A 26,809-nucleotide genomic window follows, 5' to 3' on the forward strand; every position below is an offset into this window, starting at 1 on the left:
CGACTTCCTCGGGTTCCACATCATCTGGCGCCGCAAGCGAGGAACGAACAAGTGGCACGTCTACACGTTCATCGCCGACAAGCCGGTCCAGGCGCCCGGACTCGACCCAACACGGTCTCCTGGCTGGCCGGCTGCCGTCGCCTACATCGGCGCTACGAACGCCAGGCCGACCACTTCGCGTCCTTCGTCGCCATCGCCGCAGCCCTCATTTGCTACCGCCCACTCACCAAATGAGACGTCGTCTTAAGCCTTCATCAGCAGGCCCTAAATTCGAGACCCGCCGCGGCGACCTTGCCTGCGCCAGTACTTCTGGGACCCCGCTGACGGCCACCGCAGCGGAGGTGACGGCGGCGAGAGCGTTGTCCAGCCCGACCCGGTTCTCAGAACGTGCCGTGCACCGGCTCGCCACCGGCGATCACGGTCGTGACGTGCAAGGTCTCGTCGAGGATCACCAGGTCAGCGTCCTTGCCCGGATGGATCGCGCCGGTCCGGTCGGCGATGCCGAGCAGACGGGCGGGTGTGGTCGAGGCTGCGGTCGCGACGTCGACGATCGGGATCCCGACCTGACGTACGGCATGCCGCACGGTCGCGTCCATGGTCAGTGTGGAACCGGCCAGCGTGCCGTCGGCCAGCTTCACCGTGCCCTCCTCCGCGAACACCGGCACGGGGCCGAGATGATAGGTACCGCTGGTCATCCCGGCCGCTGGCGTGGCGTCGGTGACGAACGCGACACGGTCGGCGCCCGCCGCCGCAATGGCCCCCCTGATCGCCTCGTCGTGGACGTGCACCCCGTCATTGATCAGCTCGCAGGTGACGCTCTCGTCGGCGAGCGCCGCGCCCGCGGGACCGGGGTCACGGTGGTGAAACGTCCGCATCGCGTTGAACAGGTGGGTGGCAAGCCGCGCTCCGCTCGCGAACGCCTCGCGGGCCTGCCGGAAGTCCGCCTCAGTGTGTCCGACCGCCGCGATCACCCCGGCCGAGGTGATCTCCCGCAGCAGATCCATGCCGCCCGGCAGTTCGGGAGCGAGGGTGACGACGCGCACCGTGCCGTCCCCGGCCGCCAGCAGGTGCCGCAGTGCCGCACGGTCGGGGGCGAGGAGATATTCGCTGTGGTGCGCTCCCTTCTTGGCCGGGTTGAGGAACGGTCCTTCCAGGTGCACGCCCACGATCCGCCCACGGGCGGTGTCGCCTGACCGGATGATGCCCGCGATCGCGGCCACGGAGGCCGCCATCCGGTCGATCTGATCGGTCACCAGGCTGGCCAGGGTGGTCGTGGTGCCGTGACGGCGGTGGAAGGCCACCGCGGTGAGGATCTCCTCGGAGTCGTCAGTGGTGATCTGCGCGCCGCCCCCGCCGTGCATGTGCAGGTCGATGAACCCCGGCAAAACGAACCGGGCGCCGAGGTCGTGCACAGGGCCGTCCAGCGCGGAGGGCGGGTCGCCTCGCCCCACGCCGGCGATCATGGCGCCGTCGATCGCTACCCAGCCCGCGTCGAGGACCGCGCGTGGAGTGACGACCCGTGCGTTCGCCAGGACTAGCACGGCCGTGCCTTCGCCGACCCGACTCCAGCACAGGACACGGCGTCCGCGTGGAGGGGGTTGATGAACCCCACAGTGATGAACGTGTTGGCGTCGGGGTTGCCGGGGATGCGGCGGTTCGAGAAGGGGGATCTGCTGTTGTCGAGCACGGCAACGGTGCGGGCGTCGAGGATCACGCGTAGGGGCTGCTCTGCCCGACGCCGGCCGCGGCGGGGCCGTCCAGGTGGGCGAGTGCGGCGCGGACGTTGCCGCCGACGTGGCCGAGCGCGGCCCGCGCGGTCGCCGGGTCGGTCGTGCCGAGCAGTGCTACCAGAGCCACCTTCACCTCGCCCCCCGCCTCGGCCAGGGCGGTGCGGCAGTCCGCCTCGGGCAAGTCGGTGGCCTGTACAAGGATGGAGATGAGCCGGCCGCGCAGTTTGCCGTTGAGGGGCAGCATGTCGACCATGAAGTTCGAGTAGGTGCGGCCCAGGCCGACCATGATGGCGGTGGAGAATGCGTTGAGAGCCATCTTCTGCGCGGTGGCGGCTTTCATGCGGGTCGAACCGGCGATGGCTTCCGGGCCGGTGTCAATGCCGGCGTGCACGTCGGCCAGCGGCGCCAAAGGAGCGGCCGGATTAGCGCTGATCAGCACGGTGGCCGCGCCGGCCTCTCGGGCGGACCGCAACGCTCCCTCGACGTAGGGGGTATGTCCGGAGGCGGCCAGCCCGACCACGAGATCCCGGCTCTGTACGATTTCGGTGATCGCCCGTGAGCCAGCTTCGTGATCGTCCTCGACGTCCTCCAGCGCCGCGCCCATGGCCGAGAGCCCACCGGCGAGGTGGGCGACTATCTGGTCCGGCTCGATGGCATAGGTCGGCACAAGTTCGGCGCGGTCGACGAAGCCGATCCGTCCTGACGCACCCGCGCCGGCGTAGTGGATGCGCCCGCCCGCTCGCAGCGCGGTGAGTCCCATGTCGACGGCTCGCGCCAACTCTGGCAGGACGGCGGCGACGGCGCGAGGCACCTCATAGTCCTCGTGGTTGATCATCTGGAGGACCTCGATCGTGCTGACCTGATCGATCGCGACGGTACGGGGGTTACGCTCCTCGCTGGGCGCGGTGAAGCGGGAGAAATCTTGCGGTGAAGGCGGTTTGGTCTGCATGGCACCGACCATGCAGGAGGACTCCCATCAATGTCAATATTTCACGCGAGATTCGATAAATGCGTTACAATTTGTCGAAACCGGCTCGCGAGGTGCGGACCGTATCCTGCCCGGTGCGTCGTCTCGTAGCGTTATGGCATGACATCCCGCCAACTGGCCGAGCCCGACCCGGGCGCAAACTCCGCCCCAATGTTGGTCCGCCTTCGTGGCCTGCGACCATCGCTGTCCCCCTCGGAGGATCGTGTTGCCCAGCAGATCGTCACCGATCCGCGCGGCGTCTCAGCAATGACGATCTCGGAGCTGGCCGCTGCGGCGTCGACCTCGGTGACCACCGTGCTACGTTTGACCAAGCGCGTTGGCCTGTCCGGATACCCCCAGCTTCGGCTCGCGCTGGCCGAGGAGGCTGCGCAACCGCGCACTATGCGGGCCACGCAGACCGACATCGACCCCACGGACACCGTGGACGACGTGGTGCGCAAGATCGCCCTGGCCGATGCGAGCGCGGTGGAGGAGACCGCGCAGCAGCTTGACCGGAAGGCCCTGGCCGAGGCGGCAAAGATCATTGCGCGTTCGGTACGGATCGACATCTACGGTGCCGGAGCCAGCGCCGTGGTCGCCACCGATCTGCATCAAAAGCTGCACCGCATCGGCTGCCTCGCGTTCTTGTGGAGCGACGCGCATGCGGCCCTGTCCAGCGCGGCGTTGCTCGGCCCTCGGGACGTCGCGATCGCCGTCTCGCACAGCGGCAAGACTCGGGAGACGATCGAGTCGATCACCCGGGCCAAGACCAACGGCGCGCACACCATCGCTATCACGAACTTCTCCATGTCGCCGCTGGCTCAGATCGCCGATGTGGTACTCACCACGGCCGCCCGTGAGACCGTCATGCGCTCGGGCGCCAAGGCCAGCCGGATCGCCGCCCTCACGGTCGTCGACTGCCTCTATGTGGTCGTCGCCCAACAGAGTCCGAGCAAGGCACGCAAGGCGGTCAGATCCACCCGGGAGGCGCTGGCCACACATCAAGTAGAAAATTAACGCCGTTGACGCGCTTACCGTGACTAGTTAACATCGCCCGGCATGGTAACCAAACGTGTGCGCCAGATCAGCGCGAGCACAACTGCATGGCAGCGCCTTGCCGCCGCCCTCGTCGTGGTCTCGACCGCGGTGCCCCTGTCCGGCTGCGCGCCGTCCGGCGTGTCCGGCGACTCCAGCGAAGGTGGGAACAGGCTCACCCTGTCCGTGTGGTCATGGCGCACAGAGGACATCGCGGCCTACAACGCGATCTTCGATGTCTACGAAAAGGAGCACCCCGGCGTCACCATCGACTTCAAAGCCTTCAAGAACACCGAGTACAACCAGGTGCTTACCACCGGGCTGGCCGGATCGAGCGGCCCCGACGTGGCGCAGGTCCGCTCCTACGGGCAGCTCCAGCCGACCGTCGCGGCGGGCAGTCTGATCCCGCTGGACGGTGTGGTGGACCTTGGCGGCTGGGACGCCAGCGTGGTCGACAGCGCCAAGGGCAAGCAGGACGGCAAGCTCTACGGCGTCCCGCTGGCCCGGCAAACCCTCCAGATGTACTACAACACCGAAATCTTCGCGGCCAAAGGGCTGACCCCACCGACCACATGGGCCGAGTTCCTCGCCGTCAACGCCCGGCTCAAGAAGCAGGGCGTGATCCCCATGGCCGTGGGGGCAAAGGACGCGTTCGTCCTCCCAATCGTGCATCAGGTGCTTGCCGCCCCCCGGTTCGGCGGCGCGTCTTTTGAGAAGGCAGTCCTGGCGGGGAAGAAGAACTTCAACGATCCGGACTGGGTGGCTTCGGTGGACCTCCTGAGCGAGCTCAAGGATTGCCTGCCGGCGGACGCGATCGGCGTGGCGTACACCGACGCCCAGGTGCTCTTCACCTCGGGCAAAGCCGCCATGTTCCCCGGTGGCTCCTTCGAACTGGGCTTCTTCCAGAAGCAGAACCCCGCGCTGAAGCTCGGAGTCTTCGAAGTGCCCGCACCGCCCGGCTCGCCGCTGGCCACGCCGACAACCAGCGGGTATGCCGATGGTGCTTTCGGTGTGTCGGCGCGCAGCGACGCTCCAGAGGCCGCCAAGGATCTAGTGCGGTGGATGTCCAGCAAGGCGTTCGGGCAGCTTGTCGCCGACCGGGTCAAGCAGCTCTCGGCCGTGCCGGGAGTGGTCTACTCCGACCCGCTGCTGCGGCAGATGGCCGACAACTATGCCCGCAACCCCAGCCCGTACCTACTGCTGGTCGACTTCCGCTACGGCACACCGTCCGGCACGGACCTGCTTGGCACGGGCATCCAGGAGATACTGCTCGGCAAGAAGAACGCCTCCGAGGTCGGCGCCGCGCTGCAGACCGGTGTCGCCCAGTGGTTCACCCCCACAGGACGGTGAACATGTCACGGCGGACCGCACTCTTCTTCGTGATTCCCGCGCTAGTGCTCTTCGGCGTGTTCGTGCTCTATCCGATGGTTTCCGCGCTCAGCTATTCCCTGTTCAGTTGGCAGGGGACCAGGCGCGAGGCGTTCGTAGGGCTGGACAACTTCGTTGCCCTGTTCACCGAGGAACCATTTGCCACCCAGCTCCCCAGAGCGTTCGGGCACAACCTCGCCTTCTTCCTGGGTACCATGATCATCCAGAACATGCTTGGGCTGGGAATCGCGGTGCTGCTGCATCACCGCGCGCGGACACGACAGCTGTTGCAGACGCTCTACGCAATGCCCTACCTGGTCAGTCCGATCGTCATCGGGTACCTGTGGACGCTGCTGCTCTCACCGACCTTCGGCCCGGTCAACGCCCTGCTGCGCCGGATCGGCCTGAATTTCCTGGACGTGCCCTGGCTGGGTGATCCGCGCACGGCGCTGTGGGTGGTCGTGGTGGTGAGCGCCTGGCAGTGGGTGGGGTTCCCGGTTCTGCTCTACGGCGCGGCACTCGGGGGCCTGCCCCACGAACTGTCGGAGGCGGCACGCATGGACGGCGCCGACCACTGGCAGATCTTCCGGCGCATCACACTGCCGCTGCTGGTGCCGGCCATCGGCACGGTGAGCGTGCTGACGTTTATCTTCGCGATGGAAGCCTTCGCGTTGCCGTACGCGCTCGGCGGCTCGACCGGGAACCCGGCGGGCGCGACCGACTTCGTGTCGCTGTTGTTCTACCGCACCGCGTTCGAAAGTGGCTCGACCAACGCCATCGGGACCTCGTCCGCGATCGCGGCGGTGCTGTTCGCGATGGTGTTCGGGGGAGCAATTCTGGCCACTCGCGTACTACGCCGAGCCGACAGGGTGCTCGGATGACCGTCCGCAACGCCCCCAGCACAGCACGCGTCACCGCTCACGTTCTCACGCACGCCCGTCCACGCGCCCCACGCCCGGTCGGCGGTGCCCTGGGCTCGGCCGCCTTGTGGGGCTACGCCCTCGCGTCGCTGGTCCCGTTGCTGCTCATGGTCGCGAACTCACTGCGCAGCACCGCCAGCCTCTACACCGAACCCCTCAGAGTGCCGTGGCCACTCCAGGTGGACAGCTATCATCGCGCCTGGACCGCCGGCCACTTCGGCGACTACTTCGTGAACTCCTTACTGGTCACCGCCGGCGCAGTGGCGCTGTCCACCGCCGTGGCGACGATGGCGGCGTACGCCTTGGCACGCGCCCGTTCGCGTCTGTTCACTACCCTGGAGGCGGTGTTCGTCAGCGGCATCATGCTCCCTATCCACCTTGCCGTCCTACCGATCTTCTATCTGCTGGACGGCATCGGGCTGGTGGACACACGGCTAGGACTGACCCTGGTGTATGCCGCCGCCGGGGTGCCGTTCTCGATCTTCGTGCTAACCGTGTTCTTCCGGCAACTTCCACCCGAACTGGAAGAGGCCGGCCGAATTGACGGGACGAACAGCTGGCAAATGTTCACGAGGATCATGCTGCCGCTGGTCCGGCCAGCGCTGGCCACTGTGGTGATCTTCCGCTTCGTGCCGATTTGGAATGATTTCCTGTTCCCGCTGGTAATCCTCCGAACTCGGGAAAGGTACACGGTGCCGGTCGGGCTCACCGCCTTCTTTGGCGAGCACGCCACGGACTGGTCGTCACTGTTCGCCGGACTGGTCATCACCACCCTGCCGTTGATCATTCTCTTCCTCATCGCCACCAAGCAGATCGTCGCCGGCCTCACTGCCGGCATGGGGAAGTAACCGGGCTCAGCCCTCGCCACTCCCCGCCGACCGAACCAGGTTGGCATGCACGGCAGGGTCGAGCTGGCCAAGGTGACGCAACGCCAGTATGGCGGCTCCGACGGCCGGATCCTTTGCCAGGATCGGCTCGGCTCCGCCGATCCTGGCCAGTTCGGCCCGAACCCGCCGCCCGGTAGGGTTGTCGGCAAGCAGCACCGAACCTCCGACAAGGTGCGCACACCCGGCAGGTGCCACTCGCAACAACGGCGCCACCGTGTCCAGCAGCTCGCGCACCGCATCGTCCACAATGGACGCAGCCGCGTCGTCCCAGCTCGCGAGCCGGGCGACGATCGGCGCCAACCTGCCCAACCGTGCCGGAGCGCCCTCGTGCGCCCAGGCGACCAGTTCCTGGCGCACATCCCCGCCGCTGTCAAACCCTAGTTCGCGACTGATCGCCTCGGTGAGCGCAGTCGGGGGCCTGCGCTCGTCGAGCGCTTCCAGCACCGCCTTGACCGCACGCCGTCCCTGCCACACTGCCGAGCCGGCATCACCAACCAACCACCCCAGCCCGTCGGACCGGCGCACCATGCGCCCAGCGGAGAACAGCGCGCCCACAGCTCCGGTACCCGCGAGCAGAATGACGCCCTCCGGAGCCGGTGCAGCCGACGCGTATGCCGACTCGATGTCGGTGACCAGCACCGGCTTGACACTCACCCGCGCCGCCGACAGTGCGCTTTGAAGCATCGTCAGCACCCGGTTGCGCAGCCCTGGCCCGGCTGCCGCGGCACCCACCGTCACCGCCCCGACGAGTGCCGGGTCAAAATCGCCCAGCGCCCCGCGCACCGCGGTGAGAATCGCGCCGCGGGGGTCGGCCGAGGACAGCACGCTGGCGCCATCGCCATTGCCGCGCCCGGCGACCTTGCCCGCGGTGTCCATCATGACGCAGCGGCTGGAACTGCCACCGACGTCGATCCCGAGCACCGTTACCGGATTCCGCAGCATAACCATACGTAACAATGTAACATATTTTGCTGTAGATACGTTAAAAATTGCCATTTCGGGCGCGCTTGAGCCCGTCGCCAACCCGCCGACCGACCTGCTCGATCTGCCCACCCTGGCCGAGGTTTTGGGTGCGGTGCCCGACCCGCGCAGCCGCCGGGGACGCCGCTACCGGCTCGGCCCGCTGCTGGCGTTATCCCTGCTCGCCGTGCTCGGCGGAGCAACCTCCCTGGCGAAGATCGCCCGGTTCATCGCCGGATATGACCCAGAGCTGCGCGCCCGAGCTGGCTGGGCCCGGCACGGTACGGCTGGCCGCCAACACCTTGGGACGGCTGCCCACCCGCCTGGACGGCGACACCTTCGACGCCGCGACCGGCGGCTATCTGGCCGCACTCACTGCCTGCACCCCGCCCGCCACCACGAGCAGTCCACCCATGGACCGGACCGAGCTCACCGGCCTGGCCGTGGACGGCAAGACCCTGCGCGGCAGGCGCCCCGCCGACACCACGGTCCACCTGCTGGCAGTCACTCGCCATGACACCCAGACCGTCATGGCCCAGCGGTAGGTCGAGGCCAAGAGCAACGAGATTCCCGCGTTCACTCCCGCTGTCCGGGCACGATCCCGGCGCCGTCGTAGCCGCTGTCGGCGAGGGTGGACAGGCCAGCTGCGGCTGATGATCTGCTCGGCGCAGCGGTCGATGGGGAGCGCCCGTGCCCGTTGGCCGAATGCCTTCGGCCTCCGGGGAGGCCGGTCAGGATCCGTGCCATCTGTTGATGATCTCATCACTGTATGAGTGAGCCGGTACGCGTCTCCTCTACCAGCTGTCTTGACTCCCGCAGGGAAGAGCCAAGGGGCTTGGACGCAGTGTCCAGAGATTCGTAAAATGTGTCAAGACTTGAATTCTATCTCATTGGACTTCTAGTCTGAGTCATGAACGGGGCCAATGGCGTGTGAAGGCCAGCGATGGGAGAACGCGCGTGGCGGATCAGGAGCAAAATGACAGTGGCGCCGACCTGTTGCTCGGCGCGTTGCGGCAAGTCATTGACGGGCTGGTCGCCACGTTCGGCCCTCACTGCGAGATCGTCCTGCACGATTACCGGAAACTGGAGACCAGCGTCGTGGCGATCGCCGGTTCCGTGACCTCTCGCAAGGTCGGCGGGGCAATGAGCGAGATCGGCCTGGAACTGCTCTCTCAGGGCGACGCCGCCCAGGACAAGGTGAACTACATCACGCGCACCGCCGATGGGCGCACCATCAAGTCCTCGACGATGCTGCTGCGCGACGCAGCCGGGCACGTGTTCGGCGCATTTTGCGTGAACCTCGACATCACCGAGCTGCGACTTGCCGTCACCTCGCTGACCGCAATCATTGGCGACACCGCCAATCCAGCACCAACGACCACGTTGTTCTCCGATGATATCCGCGACGTGATCACTGCGGTGATCACGCAGGAAGAACAACGTCTCGGCAAGCGGCTGTCCTATGACACGCGTCAGGGGCGGCTGGAGGTCATGAAAGCTCTGGACGTGCGCGGGATCTTTCACGTTCCCCGCGCGGTGAACGTCGTTGGACAGCACCTCGGCGTGTCCCGTGCCACCGTCTACGCCGACCTGAACACGATCCGAGGCTTCCCCGCCGAGAACGACAACACCTAACCGATACGACGTGCCGCGCAATTGACCTCGTTCGCTCGCCACCCGGCGAAGGCGGGCAGAGGCTTCGGCCGGCCCCCTGCCGGCACGGAGACACCACCCTCCACCCAGGAAAGGAAGAAACATGCCCATGCTTGACATCATTCTGGCAGCAGAGGATCTGCTGCTCTCGACCGAGTCGGTCAACGCCCCGCAGGAACGCGGCGAAATCGAAACGCGCGACTGGTCCTTTGACTGGCCGATCATCTGACGATCTCATCCCGCGACCATGAACGTTCTCGCTGATCTGGTCGCCCCACACGACGCCGAGGAGTTCCTCGGCGTCGTGTGGGGGCGCACAATGGCACACTTCCCTGGGGAGCCGGGTCGGTTCGGGCAGCTGCTGCACTGGGATCACCTGAATGAGATCCTGGCGCATCACTGCCTTGCTCCACCCCGGCTCAGGCTGGCACGCGCGGGACAGCTGATCCCCGAGGAGGAATACGGGCTACCTCCCGACGCGGGGCGGCCGCAGTTCCGGATCCGGCACCAGCATCTGGCAAAGCTGCTCAGAGGCGGTGCCACGCTGGTGATGGACGCGATCGACGAACTGCACGCTCCGATCCAGCAGATGGCCGCCGATCTCGAACGAACTCTCCACGAGCGGGTGCAAGTCAACTGTTATGCCAGCTTCGGCCCGCAGCCTGGGTTCCACACCCATTGGGACGATCACGAAGTCCTGGTCCTCCAAGTCCATGGGCGCAAACGTTGGCGAATCTTCGGCCCCACCCGCCCGCACCCCACACGCCGCGACGAGGAACGCCCGCCGGAACCGGAAGGCGCGCCCCACGCGGACCTCATCCTCAACGATGGGGACGTGCTCCATGTCCCGCGCGGTTGGTGGCACGATGCCACCGCCATCGACGGGCCGAGTCTGCACTTGACGTTCGGCGTCTCCCCGGCCACTGGAGCAGACCTGCTGGCGTGGGCCATCGACCGGCTGCGCCGACATGTCCTCGTCCGCCAGAACCTGCCGGCACACGACGACATCGACGCCCAGCACCAGCACGTCAAGGCGCTGCTCGACCTGCTCGTCTCAGATCTAAGCCCATTGGCGCTGGAAGCGTTCCGTACGAGCCGGGACACGCAAGCACCCGCGCGCAGCCATCCCTCCCTTCCCTGGGCAGCCATGGACGCCGAGCTACCGGACGATGTCGATTTCCGGCTGCGACTGCTGACCCCCCGCGCCCGCCTGGACGGCCACGGAGACACCGTCCGCCTCATCGCGGACGGACAGATTCACACCTTCGCCGGCCCGGCGCGACCGATCCTGCGTCGGTTGATCGACGGGACAACCCATTCGCTGAGCGAGCTCACGGTCCTGCCGGGCAACAAGCTCAGCCCACAAACCGTCCGCACTCTATGCACCACCCTCGTACGGCTCGGGCTGGCCGCAGTCGGTCCACCGACCGGGTAACCCGGAGGACACCGCTGACATGATGAACTCCTTGATAGGAATCACCCTGGTTTCGCTGGGAATAGCCCTCACTCCGGGCCCGAACATGATCTACCTGGTCTCACGCTCGATCACCCAGGGCCGTCGCGCCGGCCTCATCTCCCTCACTGGTGTCATCTTCGGCCTGATCGTCTATCTGACGGCGACCTGTCTCGGGCTGACGGCTGTCTTCGCGTACGTGCCGACCGCGTACACGGCGCTCAAGTTGGCCGGCGCCGCCTACCTGTTCTGGCTGGCCTGGAACACCGTCAAGCCCGGCGGCACCTCGGCTTTCCAGCCACGCCGCATCCCGGTGGAACGAGGGCGCAGACTGTTCGCGATGGGCCTGCTGACCTGCCTGCTCAACCCTAAGGTCGCCATCCTGTACCTGTCGCTGCTCCCACAGTTCATCGACCCCTCCATGGGCAACTTGCTGCTGCAGAGCCTGGCGCTCGGCTCGACTCAGATCGTCGTCGCCACGACGGTTAACGCGCTGATCGCAGTCTCGGCCGGAGCCCTGGCGGCGTTCCTAGCCGCCCACCCCCTGTGGGTACGCATTCAGCGGTACGCCATGGGCGTGGCGCTCGGCGGCTTCGCAATCCACATGGCCACCGACCATTCGAAGGTCCTGGTGGACGCCTGAGTTCGAATATCGATAGCCCGGCCCGACAAGGCGGAAGATACCGGTGGCCACCAACTCCCCATGGGCCGGGCGCCTCATGGCGCACTGGAATCCGGTCGGCCGCTTGGAGGCACATGGTGCTGTGCGGGCGCCTCTAACGGCGTCGAAGCGATCTTGGCAGATCACCTCGACGCCGGGATGAGGGCTCAGCCAGTCGGGCAGGCGGACGTAGGAGCTGATGATTTAGCTTGTTCGTTTGAGCTCTGTTCTTCGCTCGGTGGGTGCGCTTCCGGGCGGAGCAGGCTTAGCTCGACTCGTGTGGCAGTGATCTCCAGAGTTCCTGCTGTTTCAGGAGTTTCTTCGCTGCGTGCTGGGTTTGTTGGGCGGCGGCGGTCTGAGCTGTGGCGATCTTGTGAAGTTGGTCGGAGAACAGCTCGGCCTCGTCGGCCGTCACCCAGTGGAGCGTGTGTGAGATCCACTGGTCGGACCATGCGCTCAACCCGGTGTTGATGACGAACTGCACGGGGTCGGCCAGGTCCGGGGCGTTGGGGCCGAGTCCTGCGAGGCCTCGGATTCGACCTCGTGGCGTGGGCGTTCGACCAGGGGAAGCAGCCAGATGGAGGCTTTGTCGAGCGGCACCGCAAAGTGGTTGGGCGGCGCGTCGTAGGCCACTGCCCATCGGAGATGACCAGCCAAGTCTCCCCTGGCTTGATCTCCAGGATCTTGCGCGTCTCGACCATCATGCTCAGAAGTATCCAGCACATGGCCGTGTAAGCAGATTGTGGCTTATTCGTCACGATGTGTCTGCACGGCAAAGGGCGGCCATCGTCTCATCTTCGGACTGTCGAAGGACCGAGGAAGGAGGCGGTGGCCACGATGTCCACCTTGGCACGTGTGACGGCTACGCGAACGGAAACGAACGCTCCCGGTCTGGGCCAGGGCGCCGTGGCGGTACTCGCGGCGTTCCGGCACGAGCTCTACGGCTGCCTGACCGCGTGTGCGGACGAGCTGACCGAGGCGGTGTTGTGCACCGGGGGACCGGTCAAGACGCTGGTGGATCTGGCGTTGGCGCCCGAGCATCGGCGCTGGCACGGCGCCCTCTACGACGGGCTGAACCGGCCAGATCGAGATCGCCCGGCTGCGCCTGGCGCTGGCGAGGTTACCGCTCCCGCGGGCGGCCGACGGCCGGATCGTACTCGCAGCCGACGTGTCACCATGGTTGCGGCCTGATGCAGTCACCAGCCCGGGCCGCTGCTTCTGCCACACCTACGGCCGCAGCGAGAAGACCGAGCATCAGATGATCCCCGGCTGGCCCTGCTCCATCGTCGCCGCCTTGGAGACCGGCCGCACCTCCTGGACCGCGCTGCTGGACGCGATTCGGCTGGAGCCAGGCGCCGACCTGGCACCAGTCAAACTGCGCCAGGTTGTCGAGCGCCTGATCGAGGTGGGCCAGCACACCGCCGACGACCCCTCCATTCTCATCGTAGTGGACGCCGGCTACGACGTTCCTCGCCTGGCGTTCCTGCTGGCCGACCTGCCGGTGGAGCTCCTGGGCCGGATGCGCTCGGATCGGGTGCTGCGCCGCCCGGCCCCCTCTCGCGAGGAGTTCGACCGGGCCCACCCCTGCGGCGGTCGTTACCCCAAGCGCGGCGCCGAGTTCGACTTCGGCCGACCCGAGACCTGGGGCGATCCCGACCAAAAACCGTCACCGTGACCACCCGGTACGGCACCGCGACCGCCATGGCGTGGGACCGGCTGCACCCGATGTGGACCCACCGGGCCACCTGGCAGGACTCCCCGGGCGACCTGCCCCTCATCGCGGGCACCGTTCTCCGACTGCAGGTCGCCCCACCTTCCCTCGGGCAGTGATCCTAAGCCGCTGTGGTGGTCGGGCGTCGGCGCCACCGGGCACGATGTCGATCGGCTCTGGCAAACCTTCCTGCGCCGGTTCGACCTGGAGCACACCTTCCGGCTGCTCAAGACCACCCTGGGGTGGGCCACGCAGACCCTACTTTCAATCCGGTCCTGGTCGTGGTCAACGCGGAGGACGGACGTCGGAAACCTGTTTGTCCTGTGGTGCGCAAACGGACATCAACTTGGAATTCCATTGCATTTTTGCAATATTTATCTAACACTGGGTGGCCAGGGCCACACACGTGCCAGCCACACCGAGCGTTCCCCTGCAGGGCCGCAGCCTGCAGCCTGCTCCGTGACGGTCGTTCGAGCCCCCACCACTCGCACCGGCTGGTGCGTCACACCGCCCGTCTGGAGCTGCTGCATGAAGAATCTGATGAGCCGACTCATCGTTGGCGCCCTTGTCCTGGGGGTCGGAGCAGGACTGGTCTTGCACTACCAGTTCGCCTCAAACCGCGAGGAGATCGTGGTGGTCTTGGAGACCCTGACGCACCTCTTCCTCAATCTGATCAAGATGGTGATCGCCCCGCTTATCTTCGCGACGATCGTCAGTGGCATCGCCGGCATGGCAAAGGCCAAGGGCCTCGGGTCCCTGTTCGCCCGCTCGATGGTGTGGTTCGTCTCTGCGTCCCTCCTCATCGGCGCCTACGGATTTCTCGCAGCGCATGCGATGGGCGTGGGGAACGGGCTGGACCTGGCCCCGACAGCAGGGGGGCCCGGGATCGAGACCGAGCCGGTCACGCCGGCCACGTTTGTCGAGGGACTCGTCCCACAGAGCTTCATCGAGGCGTTGGCCTCCAACAAGCCGATCCAGATCCTTGTGTTCTCGATGTTCTTCGGGCTTGCCTTGCTAGCCATCAAGTCCGCCAACGGCGACTCCCGCCTGGCGGACGCGATCGACGAACTCACCAACGTAATGCTCAAGGTCACCAGGTACGTGATGACGCTCGCACCGATCGGCGTCTTCACCGCCGTTGCCGCAGCAATCACCGCGGAGGGTGTCGGCGCCTTCGCCACGTACGGATCGCTGATCGTCAGTTTCTACACCGCACTGGCAGGCCTGTGGGCCGCCCTGATCGCCGTGGGAGCCCTGTTCCTCGGCCGCGGAATCCTCCGGCTGATCAACGTGGTGCGCGAGCCCATGTTCATCGCGTTCTCTACGGCGAGCACGGAGGCCGCGTTCCCTAAGATGATCAGCTCGCTGACTTCCTACGGCGTCGATCGGCGGACAACCGGCCTGATCCTCCCTCTGGGCTACGCGTTCAACATCGACGGTTCGATGATGTACATGACGTTCTCATCGGTGTTCCTGGTCAACGCCTACGACATCGATATGCCCATCGCCCAGCAGATCCTGATGTGCCTCATCCTGCTGGTGAGCAGCAAGGGCATGGCTGGCGTGCCGCGCGGCGCACTCGTGATCATCGCCGCGGTCGTTCCCGGCTTCGGCGTCCCTGCAACCGGCGTCGCGCTGCTGCTGGTGATCGACCAACTGCTCGACATGGGCCGGACCGCGACGAACATCCTCGGCAACGCCGTGGCCGTCGCCGTCCTCGGCCGCAACGCTGGCGATACCGCGACCCACAAAACACCACGAGCCGACGGCGCTCCCACGACAGCCACCGACCTGGTGCGCTGACCCAGCTGCCCAGGCCACGTGCCTCAACCACTCATCTGGCGGTTCCCCGCCGGGGGAACCACCCGCCGAAGGGTTTCAACAGCTTCATGAACGACACCACCAGCACCCTGATCAACACCCCGGTCCTCTACGACAGGTCCTTCCAGCCTTACCCGGTCACTGACCGACGCTGGCACGGTGAGGACGGGACGCCTCTCACGCTCAGCGCGGTGCCTGGGCTCACACCCGGCCAGATCGACACGAGCGAACGCACCCTTTGGCGCTACCAGGCTGCGATCCCAGTCTCCCCTCGACACCGGGTGAGTCTCGGAGAGGGCTTCACCCCCATGCTGCCGCTGGACTGGAACGGAGTGCGTGTTCACTTCAAGCTCGAGTGGTTCAACCCCACCTCCAGCTTCAAAGACCGCGGCGTCACAGTAATGATCTCCCACCTGCGCGGGCAGGGAGTGACGCATGTCCTCGAGGACAGCTCCGGCAACGGCGGCTCCTCAGTCGCGGCCTACGCAGCTGCCGCCGGGATTCACGCCAAGATCATCGTCCCCGCAGCGACGTCGGCCGCCAAGATCCTCCAGGCACGCGCGTATGGCGCCCAGATCGAACTCGTCGGAGGTACTCGGGACCAGGTGTCGGAGGAGGCGATCCGTCAGTCCGAGCAAATCCCCTATGCCAGCCACAACTGGAACCCGTTCTTTCTGCAGGGCACCAAGACGATCGCCTACGAGATGTGGGAGTCGCTCGGGTTCAGGGCGCCTGACAACGTCGTGCTCGTAGCAGGCGCGGGCAGCAACATCCTCGGCTGTGACATCGCGTTCAGCGAGTTGCTCGAAGCGGGTCAGATTGACCGACGGCCCAAGCTTCTGGTCGGCCAACCAGAGCACTGGGCCACCATCGCGGACGTGGTGAACAGGATCGATCCGCAGAGCCGAGGACCGCGTGTGCCGACGATCGCGGAAGGAGCCTCCATCGCCAACCCGGTCCGGCTCCCGGAGACCGTCGAGGCGATCCGTCGCTCAGGTGGTGCGGCAGTGGCAGTCACCGAGGACCAGATCCGTACAGCCGTGCGCAAGCTCGCCTCGCGTGGTCTGTACGCCGAGCCGACCAGCAGCGTCGCTGCGGCGGCCCTCGACCACTTCCTGGCTGACGGCACCGTCGGCCCTGACGAGACCACCGTTGTCATCCTCACCGGTGCCGGACTCAAGTCCGCAGACAAGATGGCCAGTGTCTTCGACACAGACAGCAATCCAGACGAGGAGAGCCGCGCGTGAACCCTAATGACCCCGACGAGCACCTTCTGCTCGAAGCCGAGAAGATCGCGGTCGCGATCGGACGCATGTTCCCCGGCCTCTGTGAGGTAGTCCTCCACGATCTGCGCAAGCCAGAGCACGCGATCCGCGTGATCGAGAACAACCTGTCCGGACGCAAGGTGGGCGACTCCGCCACAGAGCTGGGGCTCCGCCGGGTCGCGGATCCGAACTACCCCAGCGTGATCCAAAACTACCCCAACCAGTTCCCGGACGGCCGTCCGGTTAAGAGCACCTCGATCGGGATCAAGAACGCTAAGGGCCGCTATGTCGCGGCACTCTGCCTGAACCTCGACGTGTCGAACCTCTCCCCCCTCACGCTCACCCTGGCCAACCTGGTGGCGACCGAGATCGAGCACCGAGGCGAGGCATTGGAGACCCTGCGAGACCGCACAGCGCGGGAGTTGCGTGACGTCATCGAGACGTTCGCCGCCGAACGAGCCGCCACCCCACGAGCACTCAGCCGTGCCGCCAAGAAAGACCTTGTCAGGCAGCTGCACCGTGACGGCTACTTCGACTCCAGGAGCTCCACCGAAACCATCGCAGACCTGCTCGGGGTCTCCCGGAGCACCGTCTACAACTACGCCAAGCAGTCCTGACCACCGGCCCCTGGCGCCAGCCATCACGACAAAGGAGCACGATGCCCAACCTCGCAACCACGGACACCACCGAGCGCTGCGACACCATACACCTGCGCAACAGCCCAGAACTGATCCAGCCGCTGGGCCACTACTCCCATGTCGCCATCCACGGAGGCCTCGCCTACGTGTCCGGCCAGCTGCCGGTGGACCAGCACGGCACTGTCCTGAGCGACCAGGCGTTCGACGTTCAGGCGCGCCAAGTCCTCCACAACCTCGACCGGTGCCTGATCGCTGCAGGCACCGACCGGTCCCGCCTCGTCTCGGTCACCGTCCACATCATCGACATCAGTCAATGGCCAGCGTTCGACGCCATCTACGCCGACTGGATCGGTCAGCACCGCCCCGCCCGCGCCGTCGCCGGCGCCAGCCAGCTCCACTACGGCGCCGCAGTCGAGGTCCAGGCCGCCGCGGCCCTCTCCTGAAAAGACCCGTCACTGGGCGAGGTGGGCAAGCAGAAGGACGGCGCCACACTGGTCTCCACACTCTCGCCGGCCCTCCCAACCCCGAGCTGGTCGACGCTGATCAGCGTCGTCGGGATGTGAACGCTGTGCTTGCTGCTCTGCGCTGGAGGGCGCTGCTGAAGGTCCTGTTCCCTCACGCTCGGCCGCCTCGAGGTCGGTCTTGGCCACGGCCAGGGCGACCGCGGCGTCGCCGGCTTCCTGCTGGACTGCCGACAGCTCGCCGCGCACCTCCCCGAACTCCTCGCGTACGTCCTTAGCTTGTTCTGTATCGTCCGGATTGTTGTAGTGCTGTGAGGGTGCGTCCGCGTTTGACGGTCTTGCCCACGTCGTAGCGGGGTGTGGGCCGACGGTTGGGGATGCCGGGCGGGCGTCCGGGGCCGGGCCTGGTGGGTTTGGGTGCACCGGCCGGCTGGGCGAGTGCGGGACGCAGGTTCCGAAACCCGCGCCGGACTTGGGCGGGCGTGAGCTGACCGGACGGGACGGCTTTCTCCCAGGGATGACGCAGGTCCTCGGTCAGGCGGCGCCCCAGGCGCAGCTGGGTGTGAGCGATGAGCAGCAGCCAGGTCCAGCGGTCGGCGGCCTGGGCGGCGCGCAGCTTGGGCCGGGTCCAGCCGAGAGTCTGCTTCCAGAAGCGGTAGGTGTGCTCCAGATCGAACCTACGCAGGAATGCCTGCCAGCACCGGTCCACGTCCGCGCCGGTGGCGCCGGTCCTGGAGGACCACAGCCAGACCGGCGGGGCGTCACGCCCGCCGGGCAGGTACTCGACCGTCAGCCGGATCAAAGTGCCCTCGATGATGGGCAGCTCGCCTTCGTGGTCGAGCCAGGCGGCGCGGTGGGTGAGCCGGGGGTGGAGCCGGTCCCAGGAGCTGGTCTCGGCCTTGCCGTAGTGGGTGGTGTCGGTGACCGTGGTCACCGCGGCCTCGGGCCAGGTGGCTGGGTCGGCCAGGGCGAACTCGCCGCCGTGTTTGGGCGGTCGTCCGTTGGTTCCCGGCAGTCGTGGTGGGGCGGGCAGGCGCAGCACCCGGTCCGAGCGGATGCGCCCGAGCAGTTCGACGGGCAGGTCGCGCAAGACGTAGGCCAGGCGGGTGATGTCGTAGCCGGCATCGGCCACGATCAGCATGTCCGGGTCGCCATTGCTCCATTGCCCTGCGGCGATCAGGCGTTCGACCACCCCTCGTAGTTGCGCGGCGGTGACGGCGGTGGCGTCGTCGGCCGGTCCCAGCCGCACCACATCCAGCGGAGCCGTCCACGAACTGCGGCCCAGCTCCAATGCCGCCACGAACGAATAGGGCCAGCCCGGGATGAACTGCGAGGCGCTCTTGGCCCGGCCATAGACATGACAGAACAACCGCTCGGCCGAGCAGGCGGCGTCCGAACGCAGCCACGGCGACACATCCACCGCCAGCACGATCCGCCCGTCCGGCCAGCGCGGCAACGGCAGCCCGGCCAGCATCTGCCGCAGCTGTTCCACGTCGATCCGGCCGTGGTTGAGCCCGCCGTACAAGGCGCCGTGTCCACGCCGATACTCCGGCGACAAGGACAGACCCACCGGCGAGTGCACCGGCCCTGGCTCACACAACAGCGCGTCGGTCAGCTCGAACAACGCATCGGCCCGCGCCTTGAGGCAGGCGTAGACGTCGTTCCGGAACCGGGACAGCGCCATCGTGGACTCGACACAGGGGGCATCGTTCAGCAGACTCACCCTCACGGCCTTGGAGTGATCAGCTGCGACTCGACACCGCACATGATCACTTCAAGGCCGTCTTGCTGTCCGCGAAACGATCAAACCTCCGCCCAGCACAACGATCCGGACGATAAAGAACAAGCTTACGTGCCTGACAAGATCATAACGCTCTGACCTGGGAGAAGAGGCCAAAGACCCAAGATAACGATTGCGGACGTGGATCCGGAGGCTCCTCCCTGCCAAAATGGATATAGGTAACAAACAGGGATGAAACTCTGTGCTGAGGGTGGGGAAGGAGACATCCCTTCGTGGGAGCAAGAAAGCCGGATCCGGAGATCCCTGATCCACAGGTACGCGAACGGGCCAGTGCCCGCCGTTACTCCGCCGCCACTGGTGGAGGGGTGTTATTCCGACCGTGCGCTATTCCTCGGGTTAGAGGGTCGCTCGCGGTGGCTCCGTGAGCAGTGCGGCCGCCCAGAGGAATACCTTGGGATCCCCGAGGCCTGAGTCGGTGAGCCATTGAGCGGCCCGGCGCGCGTCTTGCTCGTCCTGGATCAGCCCATTGGGGCCCGGCTGGATGCCGGTGGCTTGGTGAACGTCGGTAACGAGGTCCCCGATGCAGGTCCAGGTGTGCCAGCTTCCGGTGTCGAAGCCGACCAGTTCGAAACCCAACTGCCGTTCACCGGAGCCGGGGAACCGCTCTTGCCGGATCAGCCGCTCCGGGAGGCTGCCGTCCCAGCCGCCGTCGGCCATATCGGCCTGCAGCCCCGGGACATCAGCGGCAGCGAATCCGACCCCGAGCACGTGCAACCCCGAGTTTCCGGCCTGATTTCGGGCGATCTCAGCCTCCTGAGGACTGGCGAACCAGTGATCCCAACCACTGGAATCCACTGGCACCAAGTCCACCACGCAGTCGCTCAGCGACAGCAGACTAGGGCCAGGCAGGCCGGCCTCCTGCCAATCTTGCCGATCAGTGCGTGTAGCGACCCGATAGCCGGCAAGGACGTAACCCAGTTCCATGGCACTATTCCCTCTCACTTGTTGTTGCATCACTGGTATGGCTTGCCTTTTGTTCTGCGGCGCGGTCGGCAAGGTAGTCGGTCCAGTCACTGCGGGCGTAGGTGACCCAGCGGACGGCGGTGTTGACGTGGAGGCCAAGGAGATCAGCGAGGATCGCGGCAGGAAGGTCGGAGGCGAGGGCCGCGAGCGCTCCGTTGCGGGCAGGTCGAGCGCTGATGCCGTGGCGGTTGAGCTGGTTGATGAGGCTGCGCAGGTCGAGAGGCTGGCCGGGAACCCGGCCGGGGAACAGCCAGCGAGGCGCGGCAGGCCCGTGGGAGATCATGAGTCGGGGTGGTGGCTGAGCGGCCAGTTCGCGGAGGAGGGAGGAGGGCGCCGAGCCGCGGCGGCAGAAGCACGGGGTGACGGCCGGCGGTCACGTAGGTGTGGCCGTCCTTGTCGATGATCTGGTCTGCGGTGAGATGGCGGATCCGTTGGACTTGGAACCCGAACAGCAGGACAAGAGCCCCGGCGGTGCGGACGCCGATAGGCAGGCCGTCGTCGGTGAGGCAGCGTTGGAGGAGCTGCCACCGCTGGTCGTCGTCGAGGAACTCGGCGGGTTCCTGGCGTGGAATGACCGGGACAGTGAGGCGGCGGCTGAGGCCGCGATCGGCGGTCCAGCTGAGGAAGTAGCTGACGCGGTTGCGGCGCTGGGTTTGTTCCTCGTCGAGCCAGCGGTCGAGGTCGTCTTGGCGGATCTCGGCCAACATCGTGCCCTGCCGATCGAGCCAGGCCAGGAGGTCGAGAGCGATCAGAACCCGGCGGCGCAACTCGCGGCCGATCGAGGCGGGGAACTGGCGCTTTTTGGCGCGGCTGCGGGCTCGTCGAAGTAGCGACCAATGCAGGAACGGGCGGACGAGGTTGGCATGCTGGATCGGCTTGTCGGCCAGCTGATGCTCAAGCCAGGCAGGGACGCGTTCGACGTCCTCGTTCCGTTGGGGCAGGACGCCGGTCTGTACCAGGGCTTGCCGGATGTAGTGAAGGTTGCGGGTGGGTGATAGCTCGTCCAAGAGGTTGTGAGTGATCGGTCGGTTCTCGGCGACCAGGTGAGTGAGAAGCTTGGCGCTGGGGCTTTGCCGGATCCAGTGGATGGCCTTGAACGGCTCGTGGACTCGGGCGAAAGCCTCGGCGAAGGGCTGCAGCTCGGGTGCCACGGTGCCGTCAGGGCCGGTGAGCAGCTCGGTGACCTTGTCGGCGAGGACGCAGTAGGCGCAGCGGCCATGCCCGTAGGGGTATCCGGACCGCCCGCACTGACGACAGATGAAGTCGATGTCGCGTCCGGCGCACGGCCCGCAAAGCCCGGCACCGTTCTCGTCGCGGCCGATCAGTGGGTGAGACTGGTGGCAGTGTCCGCATTCTGCCGGCGATCGGACAATGACGGTGTAGCAGCCCTGACAGACTGGGCCGATCGGCCAGTAGACCTGGACCGGCATCTCCCTCTGACAGCGAGCGCACGTCGTCCGTGGTCGTTCGTCGCGGGCGTAGCAGGTGTGACAGATTGGTTCGTCTGACCTGGTTCGTTGGCAAGGTCGTACCCGTCCGCAGCGTGAGCAGGTTCGCTCCGGCGCTTGATAGCACTTTTCGCAGAGGTCAGGCTGGTCATCGCGGGCGTTGCGGTGGATCTTCCCCATCGTGCCGCATTTTCCGCATCGGCGAAGGGGCCGTCGATGCTGGTCGTAGCACGAATGGCAGTACGCCCCCTCCTCGGCGAGCAAGGCAGCGGCCGCGGTTTTGCCGCAGGACACGCAGGGGTGCTGGGGCTGTTTCCAGCAGCCGATGCAAAGAGCGCCGCCGTCGGGCAGGCGCACGGCCGGGTTGCGGACGCGGCCGCACTCCCGGCACTCCTCGACGACCTGGGGATGTCGGCGATAGCAGCGATGGCAGATCCCGCCCTCGGGCCGCTTCGCGACGATCTGCACCTCGGTGGCGCCGCAGCGTCCGCACGTTCCGTTCCTGCGCGAACGGGCGTCGCAGGTGCCGCAGATTCGCCCTTCTTCGCGCAGTTGCCGCAGGTCGGCGCGGATCGTCCCGCAGCGGGCGCATCCGGGACGGACGACCGGGTGCCCGGCCTCGTGCAGCAGGTGGGTCAACCTCAGCAGCACCGGCGGGCATCGTGAATCACCTGAGGTGAGCGCGTCGGGATGCGCGGCGATGTGCGCCGCCAGCTCTTCCAGGAACCGGGCCGGGCCCTTCACCGTGATCGGCACTGCGGCTTCCAGCACGGCCGTGGCCTCCTCGGCGCCGAGCATCGGAAGCGCGGCCGTCAGCCGGCTGACGGCGGCGTTCATCGCGGCTTCCAGCCGCGCGGCCTGGCGGGCGAGCCGGGCGGCCGCCGACGGCGCCGTCACAGTCCCTCGGGCCGGCGTATCGAGGTGCGGCGCACTGCCGGGGCCGGGCCGCCGGTCTCACCGGCGGTCTTGCGGACCCCGGCATTGACGAGCTCGACCTCGATCAAGTCGTTGGGTGTGCAGCCCAGAATGTCGCAGAGCGCGGCGAGAGTGTCCATCGACAACCGTTGCGGCGCCTGGGTGACCAGACGGAACACCTGCTCCCGCGAGAGCTGGATACCGCGCTCGGCCAGCAGCGGAACCAGGTCAGTGGTCTGGAACATGTCCTTGGCGGCCATCAGATTGCGCAGGTTCCATCGAATGCCCATCTTCTTGATCACGACTGGTCATCCTCCCAAAGCCCGGCATGCCGCTCGGTCAGCGTTCTTCTGATCAGCCGGTTGCGGTACTCGTCCGAAACGGACGTGTAAATCCCGGTGGTGGCCGCGACGGCGTGACCTGCTTGATCTTGAACGAACCGCTCCGGGTAGTCGAACTCCACCAGATGCGTGATCATCGAGTGCCGGAGGCTGTGCAGGTCGAGCTCGGGTGGGAGTCCGGCGGCTTCCCGGGCGTTCTCGAAGGCTTCGTTGGCGGAGCGCTTGGACAGCCGGCCGCATCGCTCGCTCACCCACAACGCCGGATGGTTGCCGACCTCGAATCGCGGTCTGACCTCGGTGAGATAGTGCTCGAGCACGTCGACGACCCAGTCCATCTCCGGGACTGTGAACACTGTCCGCCGTTTGGGCGGGCTGCCGTTGGAGGACTTGCCGTGGCGGACGAACAGCGCGCCTAACCGCCCGTACTGCGGCATCTTGGGGTTGCGGCGCAGGTCGGTGACATCGAGACCGACCATCTCCTGACGGCGGACGCCGTAAGCGTAGAACGCCTTCAGCAGCGCTGAGTCTCGCATCGCCGTCAACACGCCCTTGCGGCCGCGAGCCTGCTTGTCCTCCACTCTGCGGTCGGCGGCATCGAACAGGGCCTGGACCTCCTCGTAGGTGAGCGGGCGCCGTCCCGGCTGGCCCTCGAACTCGGTCACGTGCGTGATCGAGTTCCACTCGTGGAGGATTTGCGCCGGCGCCCGCCCGAACCGCTCCACGCAGATCGACAACCAGCCGTAGCGCGCGTCGCAGATGAAGTTCATGAACATCCGCAGCCCGTTCTGGTACTGCCGCCCCGTCGACACCGTGAAGCGCGGGTTGTTCGCACGGATGTGGTCGAAGAACGCTTCGCCCTCGGAGGGTTCCCATTCCCACGGGTACTGGTTGGTGAACGTCGCGAACCGGCGCACCAGCGACAATAGCGGCTTAATCGTCGAGTCCCATTTCAGGAACCGGGTCCGCTGCTGCCGGGCCCACCCCTCCAGCATTGCGTCGAACACCATCGGCGCCGGGTCCATAAGCACGATGTTGTCGGCCAGCACCAGGTGCGCCGCACCCGGCAGATCGACCGCTCGGCTCACACCCACCTCCGTTACATCAGATGCAACATTGTTGGGATAGGACCGTCGGGGCGCAAGAGGTCCAGGTGAATCTGTGGACCACGCGTCAGGGTCGGCCGACACGGGCACTTCTACCTGCGAATACGCCAATATCAAGTTGAGGCGAATGTTGCATTCAACACAACATCGCGCGTTTCTACAAGGCCCGGATTCTGGAGGAGTACGACCAACTCGACAAGGCCGGCAAGGGCGCGCTGCTGCGCCGGGAGGGCCTGTACTCGTCGCTGATCTCCAGCTGGCGCACAGCGCGGGACCACGGAGTGGAGCAGGCGCTGGCCCGGCCGGTCGGCCGGCCGAAGGCCGATCCGCGGGACAAGCGGATCGACGCGCTGCAGGCGGAGGTCGAGCGGCTGCGCGCCGAGCTCGGCAAGACCCGCCAGGTGATCGAGGTGCAGGGAAAGCTCTTCGCGCTGCTGGATCAGCTCGCCACCAGCAGCGAGACGCCGCCGGACCGGGGCGGGCAGTGACCGAGATTCTTCAGCTCGCCCAGGCCGAGGCGATCGAGGAACTGGCCCCGCTGCTCGGACGCCGCAAGGCATGCGCGGCGGCCGGGGTGGCGCAGGCGACCTGGTATCGCAAGAACCGCCAGAGCCCGGCGCCCACCCGCCCGGTCACGCCCCGCAAGCCGCACCCGGCCGCACTGTCGCAGGCCGAGCGCGACCGTGTCCGCACGGTGCTGAACGAGCGCTTCGCCGATGCCTCCCCGGCCACGGCGTACTTCTCGCTGCTGGATGAGGGCATCTACCTGGCATCCGAATCGACGATGTACCGGATCTTGCGCGAGCACGGCGAGGTCGGCCGCGACCGCCGCCGTCAGGCCGCCCATCCGCCCAAGACCATCCCCGAACTCTTCGCCGACGCCCCCAACCGCGTGTGGGCATGGGACATCACCAAGCTGCGCGGCCCGGACAAGGGCGTCTGGTACTCCCTCTACACGATCATCGACCTGTTCAGCCGCTACGTCGTCGGCTGGATGGTCGCTTCCCGAGAGTCCGCCGACCTGGCCAAACACCTCATCCAGCGAACCGCGCGCAAGCACCACATCGACGACGGGACCCTCACCTTGCACGCCGATCGCGGCAGCTCGATGAAGTCCAAGTCTGTCGCCGAATTGCTCATCGATCTGGGCGTGGCCAAGTCCCACTCCCGGCCCAAGACCTCCAACGACAATCCGCACGTCGAGGCCAGCTTCAAGACGCTGAAGTACTGCCCCGACTTCCCCGGCCGGTTCGGCTCGATCGAAGACGCCCGCGCCTTCTGCCAGGCGTTTTACACCTGGTCACGATATGCAGGTGATCCTGTGCTGGCCTGCAGGTCAGAGATGAGTGGCCGTTGACGGCTGGCGCTGGGTGACAGTGATTGATGCTGGAGTTACCCCAGTGACGGGAGTCTCCTCCGATGTCGTTCGATCCCTGTCTGCTCAACGGCCGTCCCGACCCTGCCGATCCCGGCGTGGTGCGCCTGGGGCATCCGGCGCTGGATGACTATCTGGAGTTGGTGGCAGCCCGAGCCCGGCCCAACACGTTGATCGCGACCGCCTATGACCTGAAGGTGTTCTTCAGCCAGATCCGCAAGGACCCGGCCGAGGTCACCACCGTGGACGTGCTGGCCTTCATCAAGATGCAGCGTTCCCCGCGCATCGATGCCAAGGTGGTCCGCCTGGAGGACGGGGAGGCCGGGCTGTCGGCCCGGACGATCAAACGTCGGCTGGCCAGCATCTGCGGGCTGTTCAACTTCCTGGTGGTGCGCGGCGACGTGCGGGCAAACCCGGTTCCTCAGGGACTGGCCGCCCGCCGCCCGGGCCAACGCGCGATCCGGCAGGTCCCACTGATTCGGACGCCCCGCACACTTCCCCGGGTACTCGAGCCCGGCGAGGTGTCGGCTTTCCTGGCCGCGCTGCGTACTCGTCGCGACCGAGCGATGGCCGAGGCCATGCTGCTGGGCGGGCTGCGCCGCTGCGAGGTGCTGGGCCTGCGCCTTGGCGATCTACGGCCCGGAGAGCATCGCGTGTTCCGATCGCCGTGGTGTACGACCTGGCGACCGGCGTGTTTGCCGGAATCGGCAGACAGTCGGTCGGCGCGCTGTCCGGCAACATGGCGGTGGGCGCGTCTTCCTCCTCGCCGTCCACCACCGTCTACTGGGACGCCGACCAGAAGTCTTACGAAGAGTGCGGCCACACCACCGGCTGCGCCGTCAAGACGCGTGGTGGCGGTAGGGAGTACACCGTGGTGAACCTGAGGGCCGTTACCCGATGACCACCACGACCGCTGCCACCACGCCTGAGATGCGCTAGAGCCGTCCTGACCGCTCACCGCGGCAAGCGGTCAGGACGCCATGGAGCGGAATCTTTGGATCGTTTCCGAGGAATCGAGACACCCTCTCAAGACCCACGCCCCGGGAAGACACGACGGTGAATCACGTGAGGCCGCCGGTTTCCGCCCCCTCATGCACCACCGAGAGTGCCGATGCTCAGCCGGGCGCTCGGATCGAGGCGTACCTCGCCGTAGGGGCGGACGTGCAGTCAGAACAGCGGGGTCAGGCCGCGCCGGTCAACCGGAGTGAGTAGAGCCGCCCACTCGGGCTCGGCAAGAATGAGCTTCCCCCCGCAGCACGGACACCTGAGGTGAGGTCACTCAGCGGTGCCTGACGGCCTGTAGAGGCCCTCGAACGTGACGGGGCTGTGCATT

At 66.6% G+C, this 26,809-nt stretch carries 29 protein-coding genes and 2 pseudogenes; 21 read left to right on the top strand and 10 right to left on the bottom strand.

Going from position 1 to position 26,809, the window contains the following annotated elements; genetic code table 11:
• Positions 1 to 111: 111 nt before the first annotated feature.
• Positions 112 to 234: pseudogene (locus ACWDRB_RS65445) on the top strand (IS5/IS1182 family transposase); the annotation flags it as partial.
• Positions 235 to 380: 146 nt separating this feature from the next.
• Here ACWDRB_RS65445 and nagA read toward each other — a convergent pair.
• From nagA to ACWDRB_RS65460, 3 genes are read right to left on the bottom strand one after another with little or no spacing between them, the layout of a single operon-like run.
• On the bottom strand, positions 381 to 1,541 hold the full coding sequence (nagA, locus tag ACWDRB_RS65450; RefSeq protein WP_449912233.1) for an N-acetylglucosamine-6-phosphate deacetylase: 1,161 nt from the start codon (positions 1,539 to 1,541) through the stop codon (positions 381 to 383).
• Complete coding sequence (locus ACWDRB_RS65455) at positions 1,535 to 1,714, bottom strand: hypothetical protein (RefSeq protein WP_449912235.1); 180 nt, start codon at positions 1,712 to 1,714, stop codon at positions 1,535 to 1,537. The genes nagA and ACWDRB_RS65455 overlap by 7 nt, the downstream gene beginning before the upstream one ends.
• Positions 1,711 to 2,679, bottom strand: a complete 969-nt coding sequence (locus ACWDRB_RS65460; RefSeq protein ID WP_449912236.1) for an N-acetylmuramic acid 6-phosphate etherase — start codon at positions 2,677 to 2,679, stop codon at positions 1,711 to 1,713. The genes ACWDRB_RS65455 and ACWDRB_RS65460 overlap by 4 nt, the downstream gene beginning before the upstream one ends.
• A 138-nt stretch (positions 2,680 to 2,817) precedes the next feature.
• Here ACWDRB_RS65460 and ACWDRB_RS65465 point away from each other — a divergent pair, with 138 nt between their 5' ends.
• From ACWDRB_RS65465 to ACWDRB_RS65480, 4 genes are read left to right on the top strand one after another with little or no spacing between them, the layout of a single operon-like run.
• On the top strand, positions 2,818 to 3,714 hold the full coding sequence (locus ACWDRB_RS65465; protein ID WP_449912238.1) for a MurR/RpiR family transcriptional regulator: 897 nt from the start codon (positions 2,818 to 2,820) through the stop codon (positions 3,712 to 3,714).
• Positions 3,715 to 3,756: 42 nt separating this feature from the next.
• Complete coding sequence (locus ACWDRB_RS65470; protein ID WP_449912240.1) at positions 3,757 to 5,082, top strand: ABC transporter substrate-binding protein; 1,326 nt, start codon at positions 3,757 to 3,759, stop codon at positions 5,080 to 5,082.
• 2 nt (positions 5,083 to 5,084) lie between these two features.
• Positions 5,085 to 5,981 (top strand): carbohydrate ABC transporter permease, encoded by an 897-nt coding sequence (locus tag ACWDRB_RS65475; RefSeq protein WP_449912241.1) that lies wholly within the window; start codon positions 5,085 to 5,087, stop codon positions 5,979 to 5,981.
• On the top strand, positions 5,978 to 6,868 hold the full coding sequence (locus ACWDRB_RS65480; RefSeq protein WP_449912242.1) for a carbohydrate ABC transporter permease: 891 nt from the start codon (positions 5,978 to 5,980) through the stop codon (positions 6,866 to 6,868). The genes ACWDRB_RS65475 and ACWDRB_RS65480 overlap by 4 nt, the downstream gene beginning before the upstream one ends.
• Positions 6,869 to 6,874: 6 nt before the next feature.
• Here the strand turns inward: ACWDRB_RS65480 and ACWDRB_RS65485 are convergent, their stop codons facing one another.
• On the bottom strand, positions 6,875 to 7,855 hold the full coding sequence (locus ACWDRB_RS65485) for an N-acetylglucosamine kinase (RefSeq protein WP_449912244.1): 981 nt from the start codon (positions 7,853 to 7,855) through the stop codon (positions 6,875 to 6,877).
• Here ACWDRB_RS65485 and ACWDRB_RS65490 point away from each other — a divergent pair.
• The 6 genes and pseudogenes from ACWDRB_RS65490 to ACWDRB_RS65515 all read left to right on the top strand — a co-directional run.
• Positions 7,785 to 8,072, top strand: a pseudogene (locus ACWDRB_RS65490) (hypothetical protein); the annotation flags it as partial. The gene ACWDRB_RS65485 and the pseudogene ACWDRB_RS65490 overlap by 71 nt on opposite strands.
• A gap of 34 nt (positions 8,073 to 8,106) precedes the next feature.
• Complete coding sequence (locus tag ACWDRB_RS65495) at positions 8,107 to 8,412, top strand: hypothetical protein (RefSeq protein ID WP_449912280.1); 306 nt, start codon at positions 8,107 to 8,109, stop codon at positions 8,410 to 8,412.
• Between the two features lie 412 nt (positions 8,413 to 8,824).
• Complete coding sequence (locus tag ACWDRB_RS65500) at positions 8,825 to 9,502, top strand: helix-turn-helix transcriptional regulator (protein WP_449912245.1); 678 nt, start codon at positions 8,825 to 8,827, stop codon at positions 9,500 to 9,502.
• Positions 9,503 to 9,623: 121 nt separating this feature from the next.
• Entirely contained in the window at positions 9,624 to 9,749 is a 126-nt protein-coding gene (locus ACWDRB_RS65505) for a hypothetical protein (protein WP_449912247.1), read from the top strand.
• Positions 9,750 to 9,767: 18 nt separating this feature from the next.
• Positions 9,768 to 10,955, top strand: a complete 1,188-nt coding sequence (locus ACWDRB_RS65510) for a cupin domain-containing protein (RefSeq protein WP_449912249.1) — start codon at positions 9,768 to 9,770, stop codon at positions 10,953 to 10,955.
• Between the two features lie 22 nt (positions 10,956 to 10,977).
• Entirely contained in the window at positions 10,978 to 11,616 is a 639-nt protein-coding gene (locus ACWDRB_RS65515) for a LysE family translocator (protein WP_449912276.1), read from the top strand.
• Positions 11,617 to 11,899: 283 nt separating this feature from the next.
• Here ACWDRB_RS65515 and ACWDRB_RS65520 read toward each other — a convergent pair whose 3' ends face one another.
• A complete protein-coding gene (locus tag ACWDRB_RS65520; RefSeq protein ID WP_449912251.1) occupies positions 11,900 to 12,118 on the bottom strand; it encodes a hypothetical protein in 219 nt (72 codons plus the stop codon).
• A 353-nt stretch (positions 12,119 to 12,471) separates the two neighbouring features.
• On the opposite strand from ACWDRB_RS65520, the gene ACWDRB_RS65525 reads away from it, so the two are divergent.
• The 7 genes from ACWDRB_RS65525 (at position 12,472) to ACWDRB_RS65555 (ending at position 17,512) form a co-directional block, all read left to right on the top strand.
• On the top strand, positions 12,472 to 12,825 hold the full coding sequence (locus ACWDRB_RS65525; protein ID WP_449912252.1) for a hypothetical protein: 354 nt from the start codon (positions 12,472 to 12,474) through the stop codon (positions 12,823 to 12,825).
• Complete coding sequence (locus ACWDRB_RS65530) at positions 12,746 to 13,309, top strand: transposase (protein ID WP_449912278.1); 564 nt, start codon at positions 12,746 to 12,748, stop codon at positions 13,307 to 13,309. Before ACWDRB_RS65525 ends, ACWDRB_RS65530 begins: the two co-directional genes overlap by 80 nt.
• Positions 13,306 to 13,464 carry a hypothetical protein gene (locus ACWDRB_RS65535; protein ID WP_449912254.1) on the top strand — a complete coding sequence of 53 codons (159 nt, stop codon included), beginning with the start codon at positions 13,306 to 13,308 and terminating at the stop codon, positions 13,462 to 13,464. Before ACWDRB_RS65530 ends, ACWDRB_RS65535 begins: the two co-directional genes overlap by 4 nt.
• A gap of 409 nt (positions 13,465 to 13,873) precedes the next feature.
• Positions 13,874 to 15,148: a dicarboxylate/amino acid:cation symporter gene (locus ACWDRB_RS65540; protein ID WP_449912255.1), complete on the top strand. Its 1,275-nt coding sequence runs from the start codon at positions 13,874 to 13,876 to the stop codon at positions 15,146 to 15,148.
• Between the two features lie 86 nt (positions 15,149 to 15,234).
• Positions 15,235 to 16,413: a threonine synthase gene (locus ACWDRB_RS65545; protein ID WP_449912256.1), complete on the top strand. Its 1,179-nt coding sequence runs from the start codon at positions 15,235 to 15,237 to the stop codon at positions 16,411 to 16,413.
• Complete coding sequence (locus ACWDRB_RS65550; protein ID WP_449912258.1) at positions 16,410 to 17,048, top strand: helix-turn-helix transcriptional regulator; 639 nt, start codon at positions 16,410 to 16,412, stop codon at positions 17,046 to 17,048. Before ACWDRB_RS65545 ends, ACWDRB_RS65550 begins: the two co-directional genes overlap by 4 nt.
• Before the next feature lie 41 nt (positions 17,049 to 17,089).
• Positions 17,090 to 17,512 (top strand): RidA family protein, encoded by a 423-nt coding sequence (locus tag ACWDRB_RS65555; protein WP_449912260.1) that lies wholly within the window; start codon positions 17,090 to 17,092, stop codon positions 17,510 to 17,512.
• A 292-nt stretch (positions 17,513 to 17,804) separates the two neighbouring features.
• Here ACWDRB_RS65555 and ACWDRB_RS65560 read toward each other — a convergent pair whose 3' ends face one another.
• The 5 genes from ACWDRB_RS65560 to ACWDRB_RS65580 all read right to left on the bottom strand — a co-directional run bounded on the left by ACWDRB_RS65560 (position 17,805) and on the right by ACWDRB_RS65580 (position 24,083).
• A complete protein-coding gene (locus ACWDRB_RS65560) occupies positions 17,805 to 19,253 on the bottom strand; it encodes an NF041680 family putative transposase (RefSeq protein WP_449912262.1) in 1,449 nt (482 codons plus the stop codon).
• Positions 19,254 to 19,667: 414 nt separating this feature from the next.
• Positions 19,668 to 20,255, bottom strand: coding sequence for a hypothetical protein (locus ACWDRB_RS65565; RefSeq protein WP_449912264.1), 588 nt, complete (start codon positions 20,253 to 20,255; stop codon positions 19,668 to 19,670).
• Between the two features lie 143 nt (positions 20,256 to 20,398).
• The gene (locus ACWDRB_RS65570; RefSeq protein ID WP_449912266.1) at positions 20,399 to 22,639 is read right to left on the bottom strand and encodes a hypothetical protein; all 2,241 of its coding nucleotides are present in this window, start codon (positions 22,637 to 22,639) and stop codon (positions 20,399 to 20,401) included.
• Entirely contained in the window at positions 22,636 to 22,959 is a 324-nt protein-coding gene (locus tag ACWDRB_RS65575) for a helix-turn-helix domain-containing protein (protein WP_449912268.1), read from the bottom strand. Before ACWDRB_RS65575 ends, ACWDRB_RS65570 begins: the two co-directional genes overlap by 4 nt.
• On the bottom strand, positions 22,956 to 24,083 hold the full coding sequence (locus tag ACWDRB_RS65580; RefSeq protein WP_449912270.1) for a tyrosine-type recombinase/integrase: 1,128 nt from the start codon (positions 24,081 to 24,083) through the stop codon (positions 22,956 to 22,958). The genes ACWDRB_RS65575 and ACWDRB_RS65580 overlap by 4 nt, the downstream gene beginning before the upstream one ends.
• Before the next feature lie 299 nt (positions 24,084 to 24,382).
• Between ACWDRB_RS65580 and ACWDRB_RS65585 the strand changes: the two genes are divergently transcribed.
• The 3 genes from ACWDRB_RS65585 (at position 24,383) to ACWDRB_RS65595 (ending at position 26,354) form a co-directional block, all read left to right on the top strand.
• Positions 24,383 to 24,589, top strand: coding sequence for a hypothetical protein (locus ACWDRB_RS65585; protein ID WP_449912271.1), 207 nt, complete (start codon positions 24,383 to 24,385; stop codon positions 24,587 to 24,589).
• Positions 24,586 to 25,458: a transposase gene (locus tag ACWDRB_RS65590; RefSeq protein ID WP_449912273.1), complete on the top strand. Its 873-nt coding sequence runs from the start codon at positions 24,586 to 24,588 to the stop codon at positions 25,456 to 25,458. The genes ACWDRB_RS65585 and ACWDRB_RS65590 overlap by 4 nt, the downstream gene beginning before the upstream one ends.
• Before the next feature lie 62 nt (positions 25,459 to 25,520).
• Complete coding sequence (locus tag ACWDRB_RS65595) at positions 25,521 to 26,354, top strand: tyrosine-type recombinase/integrase (RefSeq protein ID WP_449912275.1); 834 nt, start codon at positions 25,521 to 25,523, stop codon at positions 26,352 to 26,354.
• Positions 26,355 to 26,809: the final 455 nt, after the last annotated feature.

The organism is Nonomuraea sp. NPDC003707 (assembly GCF_053587055.1).

Bases quoted from the DNA above. Each gene is read 5' to 3' on its own strand.
- ACWDRB_RS65470 (WP_449912240.1), top strand. From the start codon at position 3,757: ATGGTAACCAAACGTGTGCGCCAGATCAGCGCGAGCACAACTGCATGG.
- ACWDRB_RS65565 (WP_449912264.1), bottom strand. From the start codon at position 20,255: ATGGAACTGGGTTACGTCCTTGCCGGCTATCGGGTCGCTACACGCACT.
- ACWDRB_RS65465 (WP_449912238.1), top strand. From the start codon at position 2,818: ATGACATCCCGCCAACTGGCCGAGCCCGACCCGGGCGCAAACTCCGCC.
- ACWDRB_RS65510 (WP_449912249.1), top strand. From the start codon at position 9,768: ATGAACGTTCTCGCTGATCTGGTCGCCCCACACGACGCCGAGGAGTTC.
- ACWDRB_RS65475 (WP_449912241.1), top strand. From the start codon at position 5,085: ATGTCACGGCGGACCGCACTCTTCTTCGTGATTCCCGCGCTAGTGCTC.
- ACWDRB_RS65505 (WP_449912247.1), top strand. From the start codon at position 9,624: ATGCCCATGCTTGACATCATTCTGGCAGCAGAGGATCTGCTGCTCTCG.
- ACWDRB_RS65495 (WP_449912280.1), top strand. From the start codon at position 8,107: ATGACCCAGAGCTGCGCGCCCGAGCTGGCTGGGCCCGGCACGGTACGG.
- ACWDRB_RS65480 (WP_449912242.1), top strand. From the start codon at position 5,978: ATGACCGTCCGCAACGCCCCCAGCACAGCACGCGTCACCGCTCACGTT.
- ACWDRB_RS65525 (WP_449912252.1), top strand. From the start codon at position 12,472: ATGTCCACCTTGGCACGTGTGACGGCTACGCGAACGGAAACGAACGCT.
- ACWDRB_RS65540 (WP_449912255.1), top strand. From the start codon at position 13,874: ATGAAGAATCTGATGAGCCGACTCATCGTTGGCGCCCTTGTCCTGGGG.
- ACWDRB_RS65460 (WP_449912236.1), bottom strand. From the start codon at position 2,679: ATGCAGACCAAACCGCCTTCACCGCAAGATTTCTCCCGCTTCACCGCG.
- ACWDRB_RS65555 (WP_449912260.1), top strand. From the start codon at position 17,090: ATGCCCAACCTCGCAACCACGGACACCACCGAGCGCTGCGACACCATA.
- ACWDRB_RS65515 (WP_449912276.1), top strand. From the start codon at position 10,978: ATGAACTCCTTGATAGGAATCACCCTGGTTTCGCTGGGAATAGCCCTC.
- ACWDRB_RS65545 (WP_449912256.1), top strand. From the start codon at position 15,235: ATGAACGACACCACCAGCACCCTGATCAACACCCCGGTCCTCTACGAC.
- ACWDRB_RS65595 (WP_449912275.1), top strand. From the start codon at position 25,521: ATGTCGTTCGATCCCTGTCTGCTCAACGGCCGTCCCGACCCTGCCGAT.
- ACWDRB_RS65485 (WP_449912244.1), bottom strand. From the start codon at position 7,855: ATGGTTATGCTGCGGAATCCGGTAACGGTGCTCGGGATCGACGTCGGT.